Annotated in this window: 15 protein-coding genes and 2 pseudogenes; 14 read left to right on the forward strand and 3 right to left on the reverse strand. The window is 68.3% G+C overall.

The window, feature by feature from the left end:
• Positions 1 to 31 precede the first annotated feature (31 nt).
• Together WS92_RS24320 and WS92_RS24325 are read left to right on the forward strand one after the other, a co-directional pair.
• On the forward strand, positions 32 to 691 hold the full coding sequence (locus tag WS92_RS24320; RefSeq protein WP_006025587.1) for an amino acid ABC transporter permease: 660 nt from the start codon (positions 32 to 34) through the stop codon (positions 689 to 691).
• Positions 692 to 750: 59 nt separating this feature from the next.
• Positions 751 to 989: pseudogene (locus WS92_RS24325) on the forward strand (ATP-binding cassette domain-containing protein); the annotation flags it as partial.
• Between the two features lie 146 nt (positions 990 to 1,135).
• On the opposite strand, the gene WS92_RS24330 reads toward WS92_RS24325, so the two are convergent.
• On the reverse strand, positions 1,136 to 2,371 hold the full coding sequence (locus WS92_RS24330) for a Bcr/CflA family multidrug efflux MFS transporter (RefSeq protein ID WP_015601338.1): 1,236 nt from the start codon (positions 2,369 to 2,371) through the stop codon (positions 1,136 to 1,138).
• Positions 2,372 to 2,591: 220 nt separating this feature from the next.
• Between WS92_RS24330 and WS92_RS36790 the strand changes: the two are divergent.
• The 10 genes and pseudogenes from WS92_RS36790 to WS92_RS24370 form a co-directional block, all read left to right on the forward strand.
• Positions 2,592 to 2,931: pseudogene (locus WS92_RS36790) on the forward strand (hypothetical protein); the annotation flags it as partial.
• An 89-nt stretch (positions 2,932 to 3,020) separates the two neighbouring features.
• On the forward strand, positions 3,021 to 3,479 hold the full coding sequence (locus WS92_RS24335; protein WP_006025583.1) for a hypothetical protein: 459 nt from the start codon (positions 3,021 to 3,023) through the stop codon (positions 3,477 to 3,479).
• A gap of 276 nt (positions 3,480 to 3,755) precedes the next feature.
• Complete coding sequence (gene hemL / locus WS92_RS24340; RefSeq protein ID WP_059934115.1) at positions 3,756 to 5,039, forward strand: glutamate-1-semialdehyde 2,1-aminomutase; 1,284 nt, start codon at positions 3,756 to 3,758, stop codon at positions 5,037 to 5,039.
• 28 nt (positions 5,040 to 5,067) lie between these two features.
• A complete protein-coding gene (ribD, locus tag WS92_RS24345) occupies positions 5,068 to 6,192 on the forward strand; it encodes a bifunctional diaminohydroxyphosphoribosylaminopyrimidine deaminase/5-amino-6-(5-phosphoribosylamino)uracil reductase RibD (RefSeq protein ID WP_006025581.1) in 1,125 nt (374 codons plus the stop codon).
• A 14-nt stretch (positions 6,193 to 6,206) separates the two neighbouring features.
• A complete protein-coding gene (locus WS92_RS24350; RefSeq protein ID WP_015602247.1) occupies positions 6,207 to 6,821 on the forward strand; it encodes a riboflavin synthase in 615 nt (204 codons plus the stop codon).
• 357 nt (positions 6,822 to 7,178) lie between these two features.
• A protein-coding gene (locus WS92_RS33220) for an IS5 family transposase (protein WP_085954781.1) occupies positions 7,179 to 7,996 on the forward strand; the annotation gives its coding sequence in 2 pieces (ribosomal slippage) (positions 7,179 to 7,527 and positions 7,527 to 7,996; 819 coding nt in all).
• A 223-nt stretch (positions 7,997 to 8,219) separates the two neighbouring features.
• The gene (ribBA, locus tag WS92_RS24355; protein ID WP_006025579.1) at positions 8,220 to 9,356 is read left to right on the forward strand and encodes a bifunctional 3,4-dihydroxy-2-butanone-4-phosphate synthase/GTP cyclohydrolase II; all 1,137 of its coding nucleotides are present in this window, start codon (positions 8,220 to 8,222) and stop codon (positions 9,354 to 9,356) included.
• A 79-nt stretch (positions 9,357 to 9,435) separates the two neighbouring features.
• A complete protein-coding gene (gene ribH, locus WS92_RS24360) occupies positions 9,436 to 9,966 on the forward strand; it encodes a 6,7-dimethyl-8-ribityllumazine synthase (protein WP_015601516.1) in 531 nt (176 codons plus the stop codon).
• The gene (nusB, locus tag WS92_RS24365) at positions 9,963 to 10,400 is read left to right on the forward strand and encodes a transcription antitermination factor NusB (protein ID WP_006025577.1); all 438 of its coding nucleotides are present in this window, start codon (positions 9,963 to 9,965) and stop codon (positions 10,398 to 10,400) included. Before ribH ends, nusB begins: the two co-directional genes overlap by 4 nt.
• Positions 10,401 to 10,464: 64 nt before the next feature.
• On the forward strand, positions 10,465 to 11,658 hold the full coding sequence (locus WS92_RS24370) for a pyridoxal phosphate-dependent aminotransferase (protein WP_015601166.1): 1,194 nt from the start codon (positions 10,465 to 10,467) through the stop codon (positions 11,656 to 11,658).
• A gap of 421 nt (positions 11,659 to 12,079) precedes the next feature.
• Here WS92_RS24370 and WS92_RS24375 read toward each other — a convergent pair whose 3' ends face one another.
• Positions 12,080 to 13,177, reverse strand: a complete 1,098-nt coding sequence (locus tag WS92_RS24375; RefSeq protein ID WP_015600530.1) for a lytic transglycosylase domain-containing protein — start codon at positions 13,175 to 13,177, stop codon at positions 12,080 to 12,082.
• Positions 13,178 to 13,756: 579 nt separating this feature from the next.
• On the opposite strand from WS92_RS24375, the gene WS92_RS24380 reads away from it, so the two are divergent.
• Positions 13,757 to 15,316, forward strand: a complete 1,560-nt coding sequence (locus WS92_RS24380) for a UbiD family decarboxylase (RefSeq protein ID WP_059931386.1) — start codon at positions 13,757 to 13,759, stop codon at positions 15,314 to 15,316.
• 40 nt (positions 15,317 to 15,356) lie between these two features.
• Positions 15,357 to 16,031, forward strand: coding sequence for a LysE family translocator (locus tag WS92_RS24385; protein ID WP_059931398.1), 675 nt, complete (start codon positions 15,357 to 15,359; stop codon positions 16,029 to 16,031).
• Between the two features lie 187 nt (positions 16,032 to 16,218).
• Here WS92_RS24385 and WS92_RS24390 read toward each other — a convergent pair whose 3' ends face one another.
• Positions 16,219 to 17,202: a threo-3-hydroxy-L-aspartate ammonia-lyase gene (locus WS92_RS24390; RefSeq protein WP_015601167.1), complete on the reverse strand. Its 984-nt coding sequence runs from the start codon at positions 17,200 to 17,202 to the stop codon at positions 16,219 to 16,221.
• Positions 17,203 to 17,308: the final 106 nt, after the last annotated feature.

Raw genomic sequence — 17,308 nt, forward strand, 5'->3', positions numbered from 1 at the left:
GCGCGCCCGTCAACGATCTGGAGACAAGTTCATGCAAGCGTTCGATCTGGTCGTGCACACCCTCCCCGTCCTCGCGAAAGGCGCGGTCCTCACGATGAAGTTCGCGGTCGCGGCGATGGTGCTCGGGTTGATCGTCGGCCTCGTCGTCGCGATCGTGCGGATCGGCGACAACCGGTTCCTCTGCGCGATCGCGCAGGGCTACGTGAGCCTGATGCGCGGCACGCCGCTCCTCGTGCAGATGTTCGTCGTCTACTACGGGCTGCCCGACATCGGCATCTCGCTCGACCCGACGGCCGCCGGCATCTTCACGCTGACGCTCAACGCGGGCGCGTACCTGTCCGAAAGCATGCGCGGCGCGATCCTCGGCATCGGCCGCGGCCAGTGGGCCGCGTCGCACAGCCTGGGCCTCACGCATGTGCAGACGCTGCGCCACGTGATCTGCCCGCAGGCGCTGCGCCTCGCGGTGCCGAGCCTCGGCAACACGCTGATCAGCCTCATCAAGGACACGTCGCTCGTCTCGGTCATCACCGTCACGGAGCTGCTGCGCTCGACGCAGGAAGTGATCGCGTCGACCTTCCAGCCGCTGCCGCTGTACCTCGCCGCCGCCGCGATCTACTGGGCGCTGAGCACGCTGCTCGCGCGGCTCCAGGGCCGCATCGAAACGCGCTGCGCGCTGCCGTCCGCGCACTGAACGCGCACGGGGGCCGCCCGTCCCGGCCGCGCCCGCCCCATCTCGCGAAGAATCCCGACATGATCACGCTCGACAACGTATCGAAGTGGTACGGCTCGCATCAGGTCCTCGCCGATTGCAGCGCGGCCGTCTCGAAAGGCGAAGTGGTCGTCGTCTGCGGGCCGTCCGGCTCCGGCAAGTCGACGCTCATCAAGACGATCCGATCAACGGCCTCGAGCCGTTCCAGAAAGGCAGCATCACCGTCGACGGCGCGCGGCTCGGCGATCCGTCGGTCGAGCTCGCGCGGTTGCGCGCGCGGCCGCATCGAAGGAAACGGCCCGGTGCTGTTCGTGCATACGGGCGGCGCGCCCGCGCTGTTCGCGTATCAGGACGCGTGCCGCGCGAACCGATGACGCGCGGCGCGGGCGCACATCGCCGGCCTGCGCGCCCGCGCCGCCGGCCGCGTTACGCGACGTCGGCGCTACCGAGCCTGCCCTTCACCGGCCGGCCGTGCCAGCGCAGCACGAGCGCCCGCCCGCCGAGACACAGCAGCCCGGTGACGCCGATCGTCACGCCCATCGCGAACGGGGTGCCGTCGGCGAGCGCGCCAATCGCGACGCTCGCGAGCGCGCCGAGCGCGAGCTGCATCGCGCCGAACACGGCGGCCGCGGCGCCCGCATTGTGCGGATAGCGCAGCATCAGGTCGGTCGTGCAGTTCGCGGACAGGATTCCGACCACGCCAACGACGAAGAAGAGGCTCGCGACGATCGACCACAGTCCGCCCAGCCCCGTCAGCGCGAAGAACGCAACGCAGAACGACGCCGCGCAACTCAGCAGCGATGCGCCCGCGATGATCTTCAGCGAGCCGACACGGCCGACGAGGCGCGTGTTCAGGAGGTTGCCGGTCATGATGCCGGCGACGTTCAGCCCGAACAGCAGCCCGTAATGCTGCGGCGACACGTGGAAGTAGTCGATGTAGACGAACGGCGTCGCGGTGATGTACGCGAACATCGACGCGAACGCCATTCCGCCGCACAGCATATGGCCCCACGCGACGGGATCGACGAGGATGCGTCCATACGCGGCGAACGAATTCAGCACGGCCGAGCTCGCGCGCTTCTCGCGCGGCCAGGTCTCGGGCACGCGCAGGAACGCGGCAGTCGCACAGACCGCGCCGAACAGCGTGAGCACCACGAACACGCCGCGCCAGCCGGAGAAGCGCAGCACCTGCCCGCCGACGAGCGGCGCGAGGAGCGGCCCGATCGCGGTGACGATCGCGACCATCGACAGCACCTTCGCGGCGTCGGAGGGCTCGTGCGCGTCGCGCGCGATCGCGCGCGCGAGCACCGACGCGGCGCCCGCGCCGAACGCCTGCAGGAAGCGGACGGCGATCAGCATGTCGATCGATGCGGCGACGAAGCAGCCGATGCTCGCGAGCGTGAAGAGCGCGATGCCGCCGAGCAGCACGGGACGGCGGCCGTAAGTGTCGGACAGCGGGCCGTAGAGCAGCATGCCGATCGAGAAGCCGGCCATGAAGCTCGTCAGCGTGCGCTGCGCGGCGGCGGCAGTCACGCCGAAGCCGTCCGCGATCGCGGGCAGGCTCGGCAGATACATGTCGGTGGCGATCGGCCCGCACGCGGCAAGCGCGCCGAGCAAGAGGATCAGCCGGCCGTCGGGCCGGCGTCTTGCGACGTGAGGCATTGGAATTCCACGAAAAGCGGCGCCTCGCGCCGGTGGCGCGCAGACGGTCAGACAAGGAGGACGGCGGCCGGTCGGGTCGACGCCGAAAGGTCCTGATTGTACGCGTGCCTTCGCCCGGCCGCCGAACGCGCCGCCAACAGGTATATTGCGGGTTCGACACGAAGCGACGGGAGAATCGCGATGAAAGGCGGGCGGCAGACGCGCTGGATGCCGACGAGCAGCGATATCCGCAATCCGGCTCGTCCGAGATCCGGCCGAGTGGCTGCGCATCAAGCGCAAACGGGAATTCCCGACGCCCGGCAAGCTGATCGCCCACGTCGCGCAACGGGCGGCGTCGTTCGCCGTGACCGCCGCGTCGGTCGTCGCCGGCGTGGCGGTTGTCGCGGCGGTGTCGGGCGGTTCCGTGCATGCGATCAAGTTCGCTTTTTTCCTGCGCCTACCGGCTGTGCGTCGGGGAAGCGGCGGTGGTCAACCCGCTCATCGCGCCCGGACAGTCGCGCCTCGACGGCGCCGCCATGAGCATTCTGAGCGGGATGCCGCTCGGGTTCCAGTTGACGGGCCAACGATCCGCCGCGCGCCGCGCGCGAGCTTGCCGGCGCTCCGGTCAAGCTCGCGCTTTCCATTCAATTCATCTGTTCGAGTGAGCGACATGACCGCCTTCCTGCTGATCTGGAGCCCCAAGAAATGGCCGTGGCCCGAGTTGCCCGAGATGGCCGCGCGCGTGAAGGCGGGCGAAGCGGTCGCGGACGTCTGGGGTTGCGGCTTCTCGCGCAGCATCCTGCCGGGCGACCGGGTGTTCCTGCATCGCGTCGCGAAGGAGCCGAAGGGCGTGTTCGGCTCCGGCTACGTCGCGCGCGGGCCGTACGAGGTGGCCGATCCGCAGATGAAGCGCGGCTACCGGCTTTGCATCGATTTCGTCTACGACTGGCTCGTCGACGGCCACCGCGAAGTGGTGATCCCGCGCGACGCGCTGCGCGCGCATCCGTTCTCGGTCCAGACGTGGGACGCGCAGACGTCCGGCATCTCGATCAAGCCGGTCGCCGAAGGCGCGCTCGAAAAGCGCTGGGCCGAACTCACCGGCAGGCGCAAGCCGCCGAAACGCGCGTAGCCCGCGTAGCCCGCCGCGACGCGCGAAGCACGCGCGGGAGCGCATGTGCCGGGGGCATCTCGCCCCGCGCGTCACGGCGACGAATCTCGGCGGACGCCGCCGTGCCGCGTCGCACCCAACCGCCGATAACCGCCGATACCACAAGACGACGAAGCGCCGACGAATCACCGGCGAAACCCGCTCCCCGCGTCTCCGGTACAATCAGTCGGATCGATACGCCCGACGCGAGCCGCAGCGCTTCGCCGCTCGCGCGCACTCTCTCGCAGGTCCAAATTCATGTCGAACAATCAAACTCTCTTCGAACGCGCTCAGCGGACCATTCCGGGCGGCGTCAATTCGCCGGTGCGTGCGTTCCGCTCGGTCGGCGGCACGCCGCGCTTCGTCGCCCGCGCGCAGGGCGCGTACTTCTGGGACGCGGACGGCAAGCGCTACATCGACTACATCGGCTCGTGGGGCCCGATGATCGTCGGCCACGTGCACCCCGACGTGCTCGCGGCCGTGCAGCGCGTGCTCGCCGACGGCTTCTCGTTCGGCGCGCCGACCGAAGCCGAAATCGAGATCGCCGAGGAGATCTGCAAGCTCGTGCCGTCGATCGAGCAGGTGCGGATGGTGTCGAGCGGCACCGAAGCGACGATGAGCGCGCTGCGCCTCGCGCGCGGCTTCACCGGCCGCAGCCGGATCGTCAAGTTCGAAGGCTGCTATCACGGCCATGCGGACAGCCTGCTCGTGAAGGCGGGCTCCGGCCTTCTCACGTTCGGCAATCCGACGTCGGCAGGCGTGCCGGCCGACGTCGCGAAGCACACCACCGTGCTCGAGTACAACAACGTCGCGGCGCTCGAAGAGGCATTCGCCGCGTTCGGCAACGAGATCGCGGCGGTGATCGTCGAGCCCGTCGCGGGCAACATGAACCTCGTGCGCGGCACGCCCGCATTCCTGAACGCGCTGCGCGCGCTCTGCACGAAGCACGGCGCCGTGCTGATCTTCGACGAAGTGATGTGCGGCTTTCGCGTCGCGCTGGGCGGCGCGCAGCAGCACTACGGCATCAAGCCGGACCTGACCTGCCTCGGCAAGGTGATCGGCGGCGGCATGCCGGCCGCCGCGTTCGGCGGCCGCAGCGACATCATGTCGCACCTCGCGCCGCTCGGCGGCGTCTATCAGGCGGGCACGCTGTCGGGCAACCCGGTCGCGGTCGCGGCGGGCCTGGCGACGCTCAGGCTGATCCAGGCGCCGGGCTTTCACGACGCGCTCGCCGACAAGACCCGCCGGCTCGCCGACGACCTCGCGGCCGAGGCGCGCGCGGCCGGCGTGCCGTTCTCGGCCGACGCGATCGGCGGGATGTTCGGCCTCTACTTCACCGAGCAGGTGCCCGCGAGCTTCGCCGACGTGACGAAGAGCGACATCGAGCGCTTCAACCGCTTCTTCCATCTGATGCTCGACGCCGGCGTGTACTTCGCGCCGTCCGCGTACGAAGCGGGCTTCGTGTCGAGCGCGCACGACGACGCGACGCTCGACGCGACGCTCGACGCCGCGCGCCGCGCATTCGCCGCGCTGCGAGCCTGATCCGCCGCACGACTGACAGGACGAACCGATGTTCTCGGAAAGCGACTTCACCCACATGCAGCGCGCGCTCGCGCTCGCCGCGCGCGGGATGTACACGACGACGCCGAATCCGCGCGTCGGCTGCGTGATCGTCAAGGACGACGTCGTGATCGGCGAGGGCTTCACGCAGCCGGCGGGCCAGGATCATGCGGAGGTGCAGGCGTTAAAGGACGCGCGCGCGCGCGGCAACGACCTGCGCGACGCGACCGTCTACGTGACGCTCGAGCCGTGCAGCCACTTCGGCCGCACGCCGCCGTGCTCGCACGCGCTGATCGACGCGCGCGTCGGCAAGGTCGTCGCGGCGATGGAAGACCCGAACCCGCAGGTGTCCGGACGCGGCCTCGCGATGCTGCGCGACGCGGGCATCGACGTGCGCTGCGGCCTGCTCGCGCACGAGGCGCACGAAATGAACATCGGCTTCGTGTCGCGGATGACGCGCGGCCGGCCGTGGGTACGGATGAAGACGGCCGCGTCGCTCGACGGCCGCACCGCGCTCGCGTCCGGCGAAAGCAAATGGATCACGGGCGACGCCGCGCGCGAAGACGGCCACAAATGGCGCGCGCGCGCCTGCGCGGTCCTGACGGGCATCGGCACCGTGCGCGAAGACGATCCGCAGCTCAACGTGCGCGGCGTCGACACGCCGCGCCAGCCGCGCCGCGTGCTGATCGACAGCCGTCTCGACATCCCGCTCGCCGCGCGCCTGCTCGAAGGCGGCTCGCTCCTCATCTTCTGCGGCGCGCTCGATTCGCAAAGCGAAGCGCGAGCGCAGGCGCTGCGCGCGCGCGGCGCGGAAATCGTGCCGCTCGCGAACGCGCGCGGCAAGGTCGATCTGCCCGCGATGCTCGCCGCGCTCGGCGAGCGCGGCATCAACGAACTGCATGTCGAGGCGGGCCACAAGCTGAACGGCTCGCTGCTGCGCGAGCGCTGCGTCGACGAGCTGCTCGTCTATCTCGCGCCAAGCCTGCTCGGCGCGGACGCGGCAGCGATGTTCGATCTCGCCGCGCCGGCGTCGCTCGTCGACCGCACGCGGCTTGCGTTCCATAGCGTCGAGCGCGTCGGCGACGACCTGCGCATCCTCGCGCGCTTCGCGAACGCCTCCCCTACCCATTCATAACGGAATCCGACACGATGTTTACCGGAATCGTCGCGGCGGTCGGCCGCATCGAAACGATCGAGCCGATCGCCTCCGCGCCCGACGCGGGCGTGCGCCTCACGTTGCGCGCGGGCGGGCTCGACCTCGCCGACGTCGCGATCGGCGACAGCATCGCGATCCAGGGCGCGTGCATGACGGTCGTCGCGAAGACGGCCGGCACGTTCGACGTCGAGGTGTCGCGCGAAAGCCTGAACAAGACGGTCGGCCTCGCCGAGCCGGGCGACGTGAATCTCGAAAAGGCACTGCGCGCGCACGATCGCCTGGGCGGCCACATCGTGTCCGGGCACGTCGACGGACTCGGCACCGTCACGCGCTTCGCGCCCGTGGGCGAATCGCACGAGTTGCGCGTGCTCGCGCCGCGCGCGCTCGGCCGCTATCTCGCGTACAAGGGCTCGATCACCGTCAACGGCGTGAGCCTCACCGTCAATTCGGTCGAAGACCGCGACGACGGCTGCGAATTCTCGATCAACCTGATTCCTCACACGGTCGAGGTGACGACGCTGCGGCATCTGACGGCCGGCGCGAAGGTCAATCTCGAGATCGACATGATCGCGCGGTACGTCGAGCGGATGACGAACGCGCCGAAATAAGCGCGGATCGGCACGGCACGCGCGTCGGGCGGCCGGAATTGCCGCAGCGCGACGCGCGTTCGTTCGATCCGACTCCCGGACGGCTATCCGACGATCGATCGGACGAGCTGATGCTCGAGCGAGCAGCAGTCCGGCCCGCGCATTTGCGCCTTTTCGGGCCCGTTTTTCGGGGCCTCGTTTGGGGCCTGCGTGTGGCCTGCTTGGGGCATCTTTGGGCCCCGTTTCGGCCCTCTTCGCGCCTGACCGCCGCGCCGCAACCGCTGCGCCCTTAGAGACGGTTTCAAAAAGAGTCCAAGGGGCTGTTAACTTTTTCAGCATCCTGTTAACCTTGGCCGTCGTGACAGACGGGCCAAGGAGATGGGTAAGCCAATCATTGATGACGAACTGTGGGCACTGATCGAAGCACTGCTACCTCCGCCAAAGCCGCGCCGCTTCAAGTACCCCGGTCGCAAGCCGGTAGCGGACCGTGCGGCTTTGACGGGCATCCTTTTTGTGCTGAAGACGGGCATTCGTTGGCGCGACTTACCGTCCGAAATGGGATGCGGCTCAGGCGTAAGTTGTTGGCGCAGGCTGCGCGATTGGCAGCAAGCCGGTGTGTGGGATCGACTGCACGCGGTGCTGCTGGCGAAACTGCGAGCAGCCGAGAAGATCGACTTCTCCCGTGTGGTCGTCGACTCATCGTCGATTCGTGCGGTTGGGGCGGGCGAAAAACTGGCCCGAACCCCACCGATCGAGCTCGACCCGGGTCGAAGCACCACATCGCCACCGACGCCAACGGAACGCCGATCGCGGCAATCCTGACCGGCGCCAATCGTAACGACGTCACCCAACTGGTTCCGCTGATCGAGGCCATTGTGCCGATCGGCGGGGTGCGTGGACGGCCTCTGAGCCGTCCTGCCCGCGTCTACGCCGACCGTGGTTACGACCACGACAAATACCGACGCATCCTTCACGAGCGCAACATCCCCACCAGCATCGCGCGGCGCGGTCAGCCGCACGGTAGTGGCCTTGGAAAAGTCCGTTGGGTCGTCGAACGTACTCATGCTTGGCTGCATCATTTCCGCCGTCTACGTATTCGCTTTGAACGTCGCGCCGACATTCACGAAGCGTTCCTCAAACTCGGCTGCTGCCTGATCTGCTGGAATACCCTGCGGCGAGCCCAGCAGTCTTTATGAAACCGTCTCTTACCGCACCGGAAAACGCACCGGAAAACGCGCCGGATACCGCGCCAATATCCGCCGGCGCCCGCCGAAAGGCCGCTGCCCGTCGATCCGGACGCGCCGCCCGGCGCCCCGCCATCGGCCATCCGGCCAACGCGGCCGCCCGTCACGCCGCGTCCGGCTAAAACCCGCCGCGCGTGGCGTAAAATACGCGCTTTCCCTTCCCCCTGATCTTTTTATGACGCTCGCCTCCACGCCCGACATCATTGCCGAGCTCAAAGCCGGCCGGATGGTGATCCTGGTCGACGAAGAAGACCGCGAGAACGAGGGCGACCTCGTGCTCGCCGCCGAGTTCGTCACGCCGGAAGCGATCAACTTCATGGCTCGCTACGGCCGCGGCCTGATCTGCCTCACGCTCACGCAGGAGCGCTGCAAGCAGCTCAACCTGCCGCTGATGACGTATCGCAACGGCACCCAGTACGGCACCGCGTTCACGGTCAGCATCGAGGCGGCCGAAGGCGTGACGACGGGCATCTCGGCCGCGGACCGCGCGCGCACGATCGCAACCGCGGTCGCGCACGACGTGCGTCCGGAGCACATCGTGCAGCCGGGCCACGTGTTCCCGATCATGGCGCAGCCGGGCGGCGTGCTCGTGCGCGCGGGCCACACCGAGGCGGGCTGCGATCTGACGGCGCTCGCGGGCCTCACGCCCGCCGCCGTGATCTGCGAGATCATCAAGGACGACGGCACGATGGCGCGCCTGCCGGACCTGCTCGAATTCGGCAAGGAGCACGGCCTGAAGATCGGCACGATCGCCGATCTGATCCACTACCGCAGCCGCACCGAATCGATCGTCGAGCGCGTCGCCGAGCGCACGATGCAGACGGCGCACGGCCCGTTCAAGACGGTGCTGTATCGCGACCACCCGACTGGCTCGCCGCACATCGCGCTCGTGCGCGGCACGCCCGCGCCGCACGACGAGACGCCCGTGCGCGTGCACGAGCCGCTGTCCGTGCTCGACTTGCTCGAGACCGGCGTGTCGACCCACTCGTGGACGCTCGACGCCGCAATGAAGGAAATCGCCGCACGTGAGCTCGGCGTGATCGTGCTCCTGAATTGCGGCGACACGAAGGAGCATCTCGTCGACGTGTTCCTCGCATTCGACGAGAAGGAAAAGGCGGCCGAGCTCAAGCGCCGGCCGGTCGATTTCAAGACGTTCGGCATCGGCGCGCAGATCCTGCGCGACGTCGGTGTCGGCAAGATGCAGGTGCTGTCGAATCCGCGCAAGCTCGGCAGCATGTCGGGCTACGGGCTCGAAGTCACCGGCTTCGCGCCGATGCCGGGGAGCGCAACGTCCGCGTCCGACGCCGCATAGCGGGTTTCGCGTCATCGCCGTACTGTTGTCAGCCTGTGCTGCAGCCCCTATCACCGCTCATCCACTCTACGGAAAGAATATGGAAATCGGACAATATCAACCGAACCTCGAAGGCGATGGCCTGCGTATCGGCATCGTTCAATCGCGCTTCAACGAGCCTGTCTGCAACGGCCTCGCGGACGCATGCGTCGAAGAGCTGGAGCGCCTCGGCGTCTCCGGCGAAGACGTGCTGCTCGTGACCGTCCCGGGCGCGCTCGAAATCCCGCTCGCGCTGCAAAAGCTCGCGGAAAGCAACCAGTTCGACGCGCTGATCGCGCTCGGCGCGGTGATCCGCGGCGAGACGTATCACTTCGAGCTCGTGTCGAACGAGAGCGGCGCGGGCATCACGCGCATCGCGCTCGACTTCAACACGCCGATCGCGAATGCCGTGCTCACGACCGAGACCGACGAGCAGGCGATCGCGCGGATGACCGAAAAGGGGCGCGATGCCGCGCGCGTCGCCATCGAGATGGCGAACCTCACGATGACGCTCGATCAACTGAGCGACGACGAAGAGGACGAAGACGAGGACGAGGACGAGGACGACGAAGACGAAGAGGAGCGCGCATGAAGAAGAGCGCCCGCCGACAATCGCGCGAGCTGGCGACGCAGGGCCTGTATCAGTGGCTGCTGTCGAACGCGGCGCCGGGCGAGATCGACGCGCAATTGCGCGGCGCGCTGGGTTACGACAAGGCCGACAAGACGCTGCTCGACACGATCCTGCATGGCGTGATCCGCGAGCATGCGACGCTTGCCGAGGCGATCTCGCCGAGCCTCGACCGTCCGATCGATCAGTTGTCGCCCGTCGAACGGGCGGTGCTGCTGATCGCGACGTACGAGCTCACGCACCAGATCGAAACGCCGTACCGCGTGATCATCAACGAAGCCGTCGAGCTCGCGAAGACGTTCGGCGGCTCGGACGGCTACAAGTACGTCAACGGCGTGCTCGACAAGCTGGCTGTCAAGCTGCGCCCGGCCGAAACGCAGGCGCGGCGCAACGCGTAATCCTCCGTTCGCGGGCGCGCGGCGCGCGCCCGCTTTTCACCTTCCCCACCGTTTTGATTCGACGATGAATGCCGCTGCCGATTCGCTCCTGAGACTCGCGTCGCGCGTCGACGCGATCGAGCCGTTCTACGTGATGGAAATCGTCAAGGAGGCCGCCGTGCTCGAGCGCGCAGGCCGCGACGTCATCCATATGAGCATCGGCGAGCCGGATTTCACGGCGCCCGAGCCCGTCGTCGACGCGGCCGCCGCAGCGCTGCGCCGCGGCGTCACGCAATACACGGGCGCGCTCGGCATCGCGCCGCTGCGCGAGGCGATCGCCGCGCACTATGCGCGTGCGTACGGGCTCGCGATCGAGCCGGAGCGCATCGTCGTGACGGCGGGCGCTTCGGCCGCGCTGCTGCTCGCGTGCCTCGCGCTCGTCGGCCGCGACGACGAAGTGCTGATGCCCGACCCGTCGTATCCGTGCAACCGCCACTTCGTCGCGACCGCCGAGGGCCGCGCGGTGCTCGTGCCGAGCGGCCCGGAAACCCGTTTCCAATTGACCGCGGACGACGTGAAGGCGCGCTGGGGCGAGCGCACGCGCGGCGTGCTGCTCGCGTCGCCGTCGAACCCGACGGGCACGTCGCTCGAACCCGCCGAGCTCGGCCGGATCGTCGACGCCGTTCGCGCACGCGGCGGCTTCTCGATCGTCGACGAGATCTACCAGGGCCTGAGCTACGACGGCGCGCCCGTGTCGGCGCTGTCGTTCGGCGACGACGTCGTCACCGTCAACAGCTTCTCGAAATACTTCAACATGACGGGCTGGCGGCTCGGCTGGCTCGTCGTGCCGCCGGCACTCGTCGGCACGTTCGAGAAGCTCGCGCAGAACCTGTTCATCTGCCCGTCCGCACTTGCGCAGCACGCGGCGCTCGCGTGCTTCGAGCCGGACACGCTCGCGATCTACGAGGCGCGCCGCGCCGAATTCAAGCGCCGCCGCGATTTCATCGTGCCGGCGATCGAATCGCTCGGCTTCAAGGTGCCCGTGATGCCCGACGGCGCGTTCTATGTCTACGCGCAATGCGGCGGCGTCGCGCATCCGTCGTCGGGAGACAGCGCCGCGCTCGTGAGCGCGATGCTGCACGACGCGGGCGTCGTGCTCGTGCCGGGGATGGATTTCGGCGTTCATGCGCCGCGCGACTATATCCGGCTGTCCTATGCGACCGCATACTCGCGGCTCGAAGAGGCGGTCGAGCGTCTCGGCAAGCTGTTCGGTCGATAGGACGGAAGGACGCCTCGCCGCCGTCCACTCGGCCTCCAGCCGGTGCGCTGGAGGCCGACGTCCGTTGCGGCCGGTCTCGCGCGGCGCGGCGTTCGTCCAACGCCTCAGCGCCACGCTTCGGCGTTCGGGCATGGCGTCGGCGTATGCGGTTTGAGATTCGGCCCCGGACTTCAGCGTAATCCGGGAACCCGCCCCACACCAAGCGCGACGAGCCATAACCATCCGCCGCAACAGCGGCTGCTCAAACTTGCCGTTAGTTGCATCAAAAAAACCATACTGCAAACACCGCTCGCCCAAACGAAAAAAAGCCGGGTCCCGCTCAACGCAGGACCCGGCTTTTTCAATGATTCCCAGTCTTCGATGCCCGGCGGCCATCGCAGCCGAGGCGGCCAACCGCTCCGGCACGCGCCGATCCGCGTCGTCAGGTGCCGAGCTCCGAGGCGGAGGCTTCGTGCTTCGATGTCGTGTCGACGCTCGCGTCGTCCTGCTGCGGCGCCTTCGGCGCGGCGGCAGCCTTGATCGTCAGCGGGTGCGCGCCGTCGAGCGTCGTGCGCACGCGCTTTTGCGTCGCGCCCGAAGTCGACACCGTCGTCACCGCGCCCTGCGCCGGCTGCTGCGACGCATAGATCGACACCTTGCGGCCGCGCGCGACATCGCGCAGCCGGTCGCGTTCGCCGATCACCTTTCCGCCGTAGCCGCCGTCGTCGGGCGTCGTCGCGCCGACGTACAGACGCAGCCCGCCCGCGAGCGAGCCGCCGCGCGCGATGCAGTCCTTCAGCACGAGCGCGCCGACCTGGATGTTGACGACCGGCTGCAGCGCCGCGTCGGTGCCGCCGAAATACTCGAACTTGTCCGAATGAACCTTCGACATCACCTGCATCAGCCCCTGGGCCCCGACGCCGCTTTCGGCATACGGATTGAAGCCGGACTCGATCGCCATCACGGCGAGGATCAGGAGCGGGTCGAGCCCGACGTCGCGGCCCGTCTGGAACGCCGCCTTCACGAGCTGGCCGACGGGCTCCTGCGCGACACGGTAGCGGCGCGCGAGATAGGTGGCGACGAGCGCCTGTTCGCGGTTCGACGCGAGCGCGCGGTCGTCGCGCGCGTCGGCGGCGACGCGCTGCGTCGGAATGAGCTTCGCGAGCGACACGGGCGACGGGCTGATGCGCGTCGCGTCGAACGTCGCGCCGGCGTCGGCCGGGGTAGCTGCCGTCGAAGGCGACGCGTCCGCATTGATCGACTCGCTCTCGTCGGCGTTCGCCGGGCCGAAAGTCGGCAGCGGATGGCCGCTCAGCAGCCGCGCAGGACCGGCCTGGACCGCGGCCGACACGAACGGCATCACTTTGGCCGCGAGCGTGCCGCGCACATTGGGCAGCAGCCACAGCGCCAGCGCGATCGCGACCGCGCAGCAACCGACCACGCTGAATAGATGGTGACTGACACGCGTCCCGCGACGCAGCGCTGCGCGCAACATCTGCGCATGCCGCTCATTGGGACGCCACGTTAACCAAGCGTTCATTCAGATCCTCCACGGACATGATTCGTGCGGCTCGCTCGGCGCTCGAAGCGAGACATGGCGCGCTGCCGCGGAATCAAGACACCGAGCGTCTTGGTCGGACCGCCTCGGTATCGGAGAAACGGTATAAGTACCGTTCGGAGCCACGTCGAAACAGGGCCTGCACTTGCGGCAGGCGGACGCGCGAGGCTCCTACGCAAAAAACCAGCGTCGACTGGGCGCTGGCTAGGACAACAAACAGACCGTCAGAAGGCCGTGCAGGTATCGGCGGACGGCGACGCGCTGCGTCTATAGGGCCGGGGATTGATGGTTCAACTACAGGGGCCTGCAACCAATGTGAGCGGATTCTAGCAGGGTTTTATAGATCGTCAACACTATAGAAATGCAATTTCATAACAAAAAGTAATGATTTGTTACGGATCGGAATCGGAAACCGCATGCCGTCTGGCGTTCGGATCCGCCGCCATTTTCTACGTTTTCATCGCCTGGCCGTCCGGCCGGGTAAAATCGGCGCTCGTTCGGGCGTGCTCCGTGCCCAGCCCCCACCGCCGCCGCCTGTCGCGCGCGGCCTGGACATCCTTCATGAAATACAAAGATTTACGCGATTTCATTCACAGCCTCGAGCAGCGCGGCGAATTACGGCGCGTCACGCAACCCGTGTCGCCCGTCCTCGAAATGACCGAGCTCTGCGACCGCGTGCTGCGCGCCGGCGGTCCCGCGCTGCTGTTCGACGCGCCGGCCGGCTACCGGTTTCCGGTGCTCGGCAACCTGTTCGGCACGCCGCGGCGCGTCGCGCTCGGGATGGGCGTCGACGCCGCCGACGACGCGGCGCTCGCGTCGCTGCGCGACATCGGCCGCCTGCTGTCGGCGCTCAAGGAGCCCGATCCGCCGAAGAGCCTGAAGGACGCGGGCAAGCTGCTGTCGCTCGCGAAGGCCGTGTGGGACATGGGCCCGAAGACGGTGTCCGCGCCGCCGTGCCAGGAGATCGTCTGGGAAGGCGACGACGTCGATCTGCACAAGCTGCCGATCCAGACCTGCTGGCCGGGCGACGCCGGGCCGCTTCTCACGTGGGGCCTCACCGTCACGCGCGGGCCGAACAAGACGCGCCAGAATCTCGGCATCTATCGGCAGCAACTGATCGGACGCAACAAACTGATCATGCGGTGGCTCGCGCATCGCGGCGGCGCGCTCGACTTCCGCGAATTCGCGCTGAAGCATCCGGGCCAATCCTATCCCGTCGCCGTCGTGCTCGGCGCCGATCCGGCGACGACGCTCGGCGCCGTCACGCCCGTGCCCGACACGCTGTCCGAATACCAGTTCGCAGGCCTGCTGCGCGGCGCGCGCACCGAGCTCGCGAAATGCCTGACGCCCGGCGTCGACACGCTGCAGGTGCCGGCGCGCGCGGAGATCGTGCTCGAAGGTTTCATTCATCCGCAGCGGGGCGCGCCCGCACCGGCGCCGGAAGGCGCGCCGCCGAGGCCGACGGCGGGCGCCGCGGCCGGCTACGAGCATGCGCTCGAAGGCCCATACGGCGACCACACCGGCTACTACAACGAGCAGGAGTGGTTTCCGGTCTTCACGGTCGAGCGGATCACGATGCGCCGCGACGCGATCTATCACTCGACGTACACCGGCAAACCGCCCGACGAGCCGGCCGTGCTCGGCGTCGCGCTGAACGAGGTGTTCGTGCCGCTGCTGCAGAAGCAGTTCCCCGAGATCACCGACTTCTATCTGCCGCCCGAGGGTTGCAGCTACCGGATGGCGATCGTCCAGATGAAGAAGAGCTACGCGGGGCACGCGAAGCGCGTGATGTTCGGCGTCTGGAGCTTCCTGCGGCAGTTCATGTATACGAAGTTCATCGTTGTCGTCGACGAGGACGTGAACGTGCGCGACTGGAAGGAAGTGATCTGGGCGATCACGACGCGCGTCGATCCGGCGCGCGACACGGTGCTCGTCGAGAACACGCCGATCGACTATCTCGACTTCGCGTCGCCCGTCGCCGGTCTCGGCTCGAAGATGGGGCTCGACGCGACCAACAAGTGGCCGGGCGAAACCCAGCGCGAATGGGGCCAGCCGATCGAGATGGACGCCGCCGTGAAAGCGCGCGTCGATCGTCTGTGGACCGAAATCGGCCTGTCGTGAACGCTCGCGCGTCGAACATGTTCAATAACAACCGCACATGATGAGCTTCACCCCCACGTCGATGCTGTCCGACGGCTTTTTCCTGTCGCTTTCCCTGTGTCTCGACATCGGCCTCGTGAATGTCGCGATGCTGTCGCTCACGCTGTCGCACGGATTCAAACCGGGCTTCTGGCTCGGCGTCGGCTCGTGCGTCGGCGATCTCGTCTATGCGGCGCTCGCGCTCGCCGGCATGGCCGTGCTGCTGCAGTTCGAGGCCGTGCGTTGGGTCGTGTGGCTCGGCGGCGGCGCGGCGCTGCTGTTCCTCACCTGGAAGATGGCGCGCGAGGCGCTCCTTCCCGAGCCGGCGCGCGACATCGGCGACGATGCGCCCGCCGCCCTTGCCCGGAAGGGCACGTGGCGCAACTTCGCGCGCGGGATGCTGCTCGCGATGTCGTCGCCGTCGGCGATCCTGTGGTTCGCGGCGGTCGGCGGCGCATTGATCGCGAAGGCCGGCGCGACGACGCCCGCGACCGCATCGGTGTTCCTGTCGGGCTTCTTCCTCGGCGGGCTCGCGTGGACGCTCTTCCTCTGCACGCTCGCGAGCCAGGGCCGCAAGCGCGCGGGCGCGGGGCTGATGCGCGCGTGCCACGTCGTGTCGGCGCTGCTTTTTGCGTACTTCTCGTACAGCGTGATCGTCGGCGGCTATCGCGACCTGATCCTGAACGCGGCGGCTTGATGCAATGCGGCGCGGCTCGCCGCCCTCGCGGGCGGGCGGCGCGATGCGCGTCGGTGAGCGTGCGCGCGCGGCACGGCTCGCCCGCGCGCGCCGGCCGATCGGGTCAGGCGCGCGCCGCAATCCTGAATCGACGCAACGCATTCCGGCCGGCGCGGCAACGCACGCCGCCAGCCGTCCGCATCCACGCTCACCCGCGCAGGAACTCGCCGTAGCGCGCGAGATCGACGTTGCCGCCGCTCAGGATCACGCCGATACGCTTGCCCGCGACGGGCAGCACGCCGTCGAGCACCGCGGCCGCGCCGAGGCAGCCGGTCGGCTCGACGACCATCTTCATCCGCTCCGCGAAGAAACGCATCGTGTCGACGAGTTGCGCGTCGCTCGCCGTGACGATTCGCTTGACGAGCCGCTGAAGGATCGGAAAGTTGTACGCGCCGACGTGCGTCGACGCCGCGCCGTCCGCGATCGTCCGCGGCACCGGAATGCGCACGACCTCGCCGCGCTCGAGCGACTGCTGCGCGTCGTTGCCCGCCTCCGGCTCGACGCCGATCACCGCGCAGCCCGCCGACAGCGCGGCGGCCGACAGCGCAGTGCCCGCCATCAGCCCGCCGCCGCCGAGCGGCGCGACGAGCATGTCGAGCTCGCCGACTTCCTCGATCAGCTCTTTCGCGGCCGTCCCCTGCCCGGCGATCACGTGCGGATGATCGTAAGGCGGCACGAGCGTCATGCCGCGCTCCTGCGCGAGCCGCGCGCCGATCTCCTCCCGGCTCTCCGTATAGCGATCGTAGGTGATGACTTCGCCGCCATAGCCCTTCGTGGCCGCGACCTTCGCGGCCGGCGCGTCGTGCGGCATCACGATCGTCGCGCGAATGCCCGCGAGACGCGCGGCGAGCGCGATCGCCTGCGCATGGTTGCCCGACGAATACGTGAGCACGCCCGCGCGGCGCTGCTCGGCGTCGAAGTGCGAGATCGCGTTGTACGCGCCGCGGAACTTGAACGCCCCCATCCGCTGGAAGTTCTCGCATTTGAAGAAGACCGTCGCGCCCGTGCGCGCATCGGCCGTGCTGGACGTGAGGACGGGTGTGCGATGCGCGACGCCGGCGAGCCGGGCGGCTGCGTCGGTCACGTCGTCGAAGGTCGGGAGAACGAGGTCGGAGGCGGATTGAACAGGCATGGCAGCGAGTGCGAAAACGCATTGGACAAGGAAGCGGCCATTGTCCCAGCTTCGCTCGACTCGCGCAGCAACCGGAAAAGAAAACGGCGCGGCACGGACTTCGCCG

This window comes from Burkholderia sp. MSMB1588, from assembly GCF_001546925.1.
Lineage (GTDB): Bacteria > Pseudomonadota > Gammaproteobacteria > Burkholderiales > Burkholderiaceae > Burkholderia > Burkholderia humptydooensis.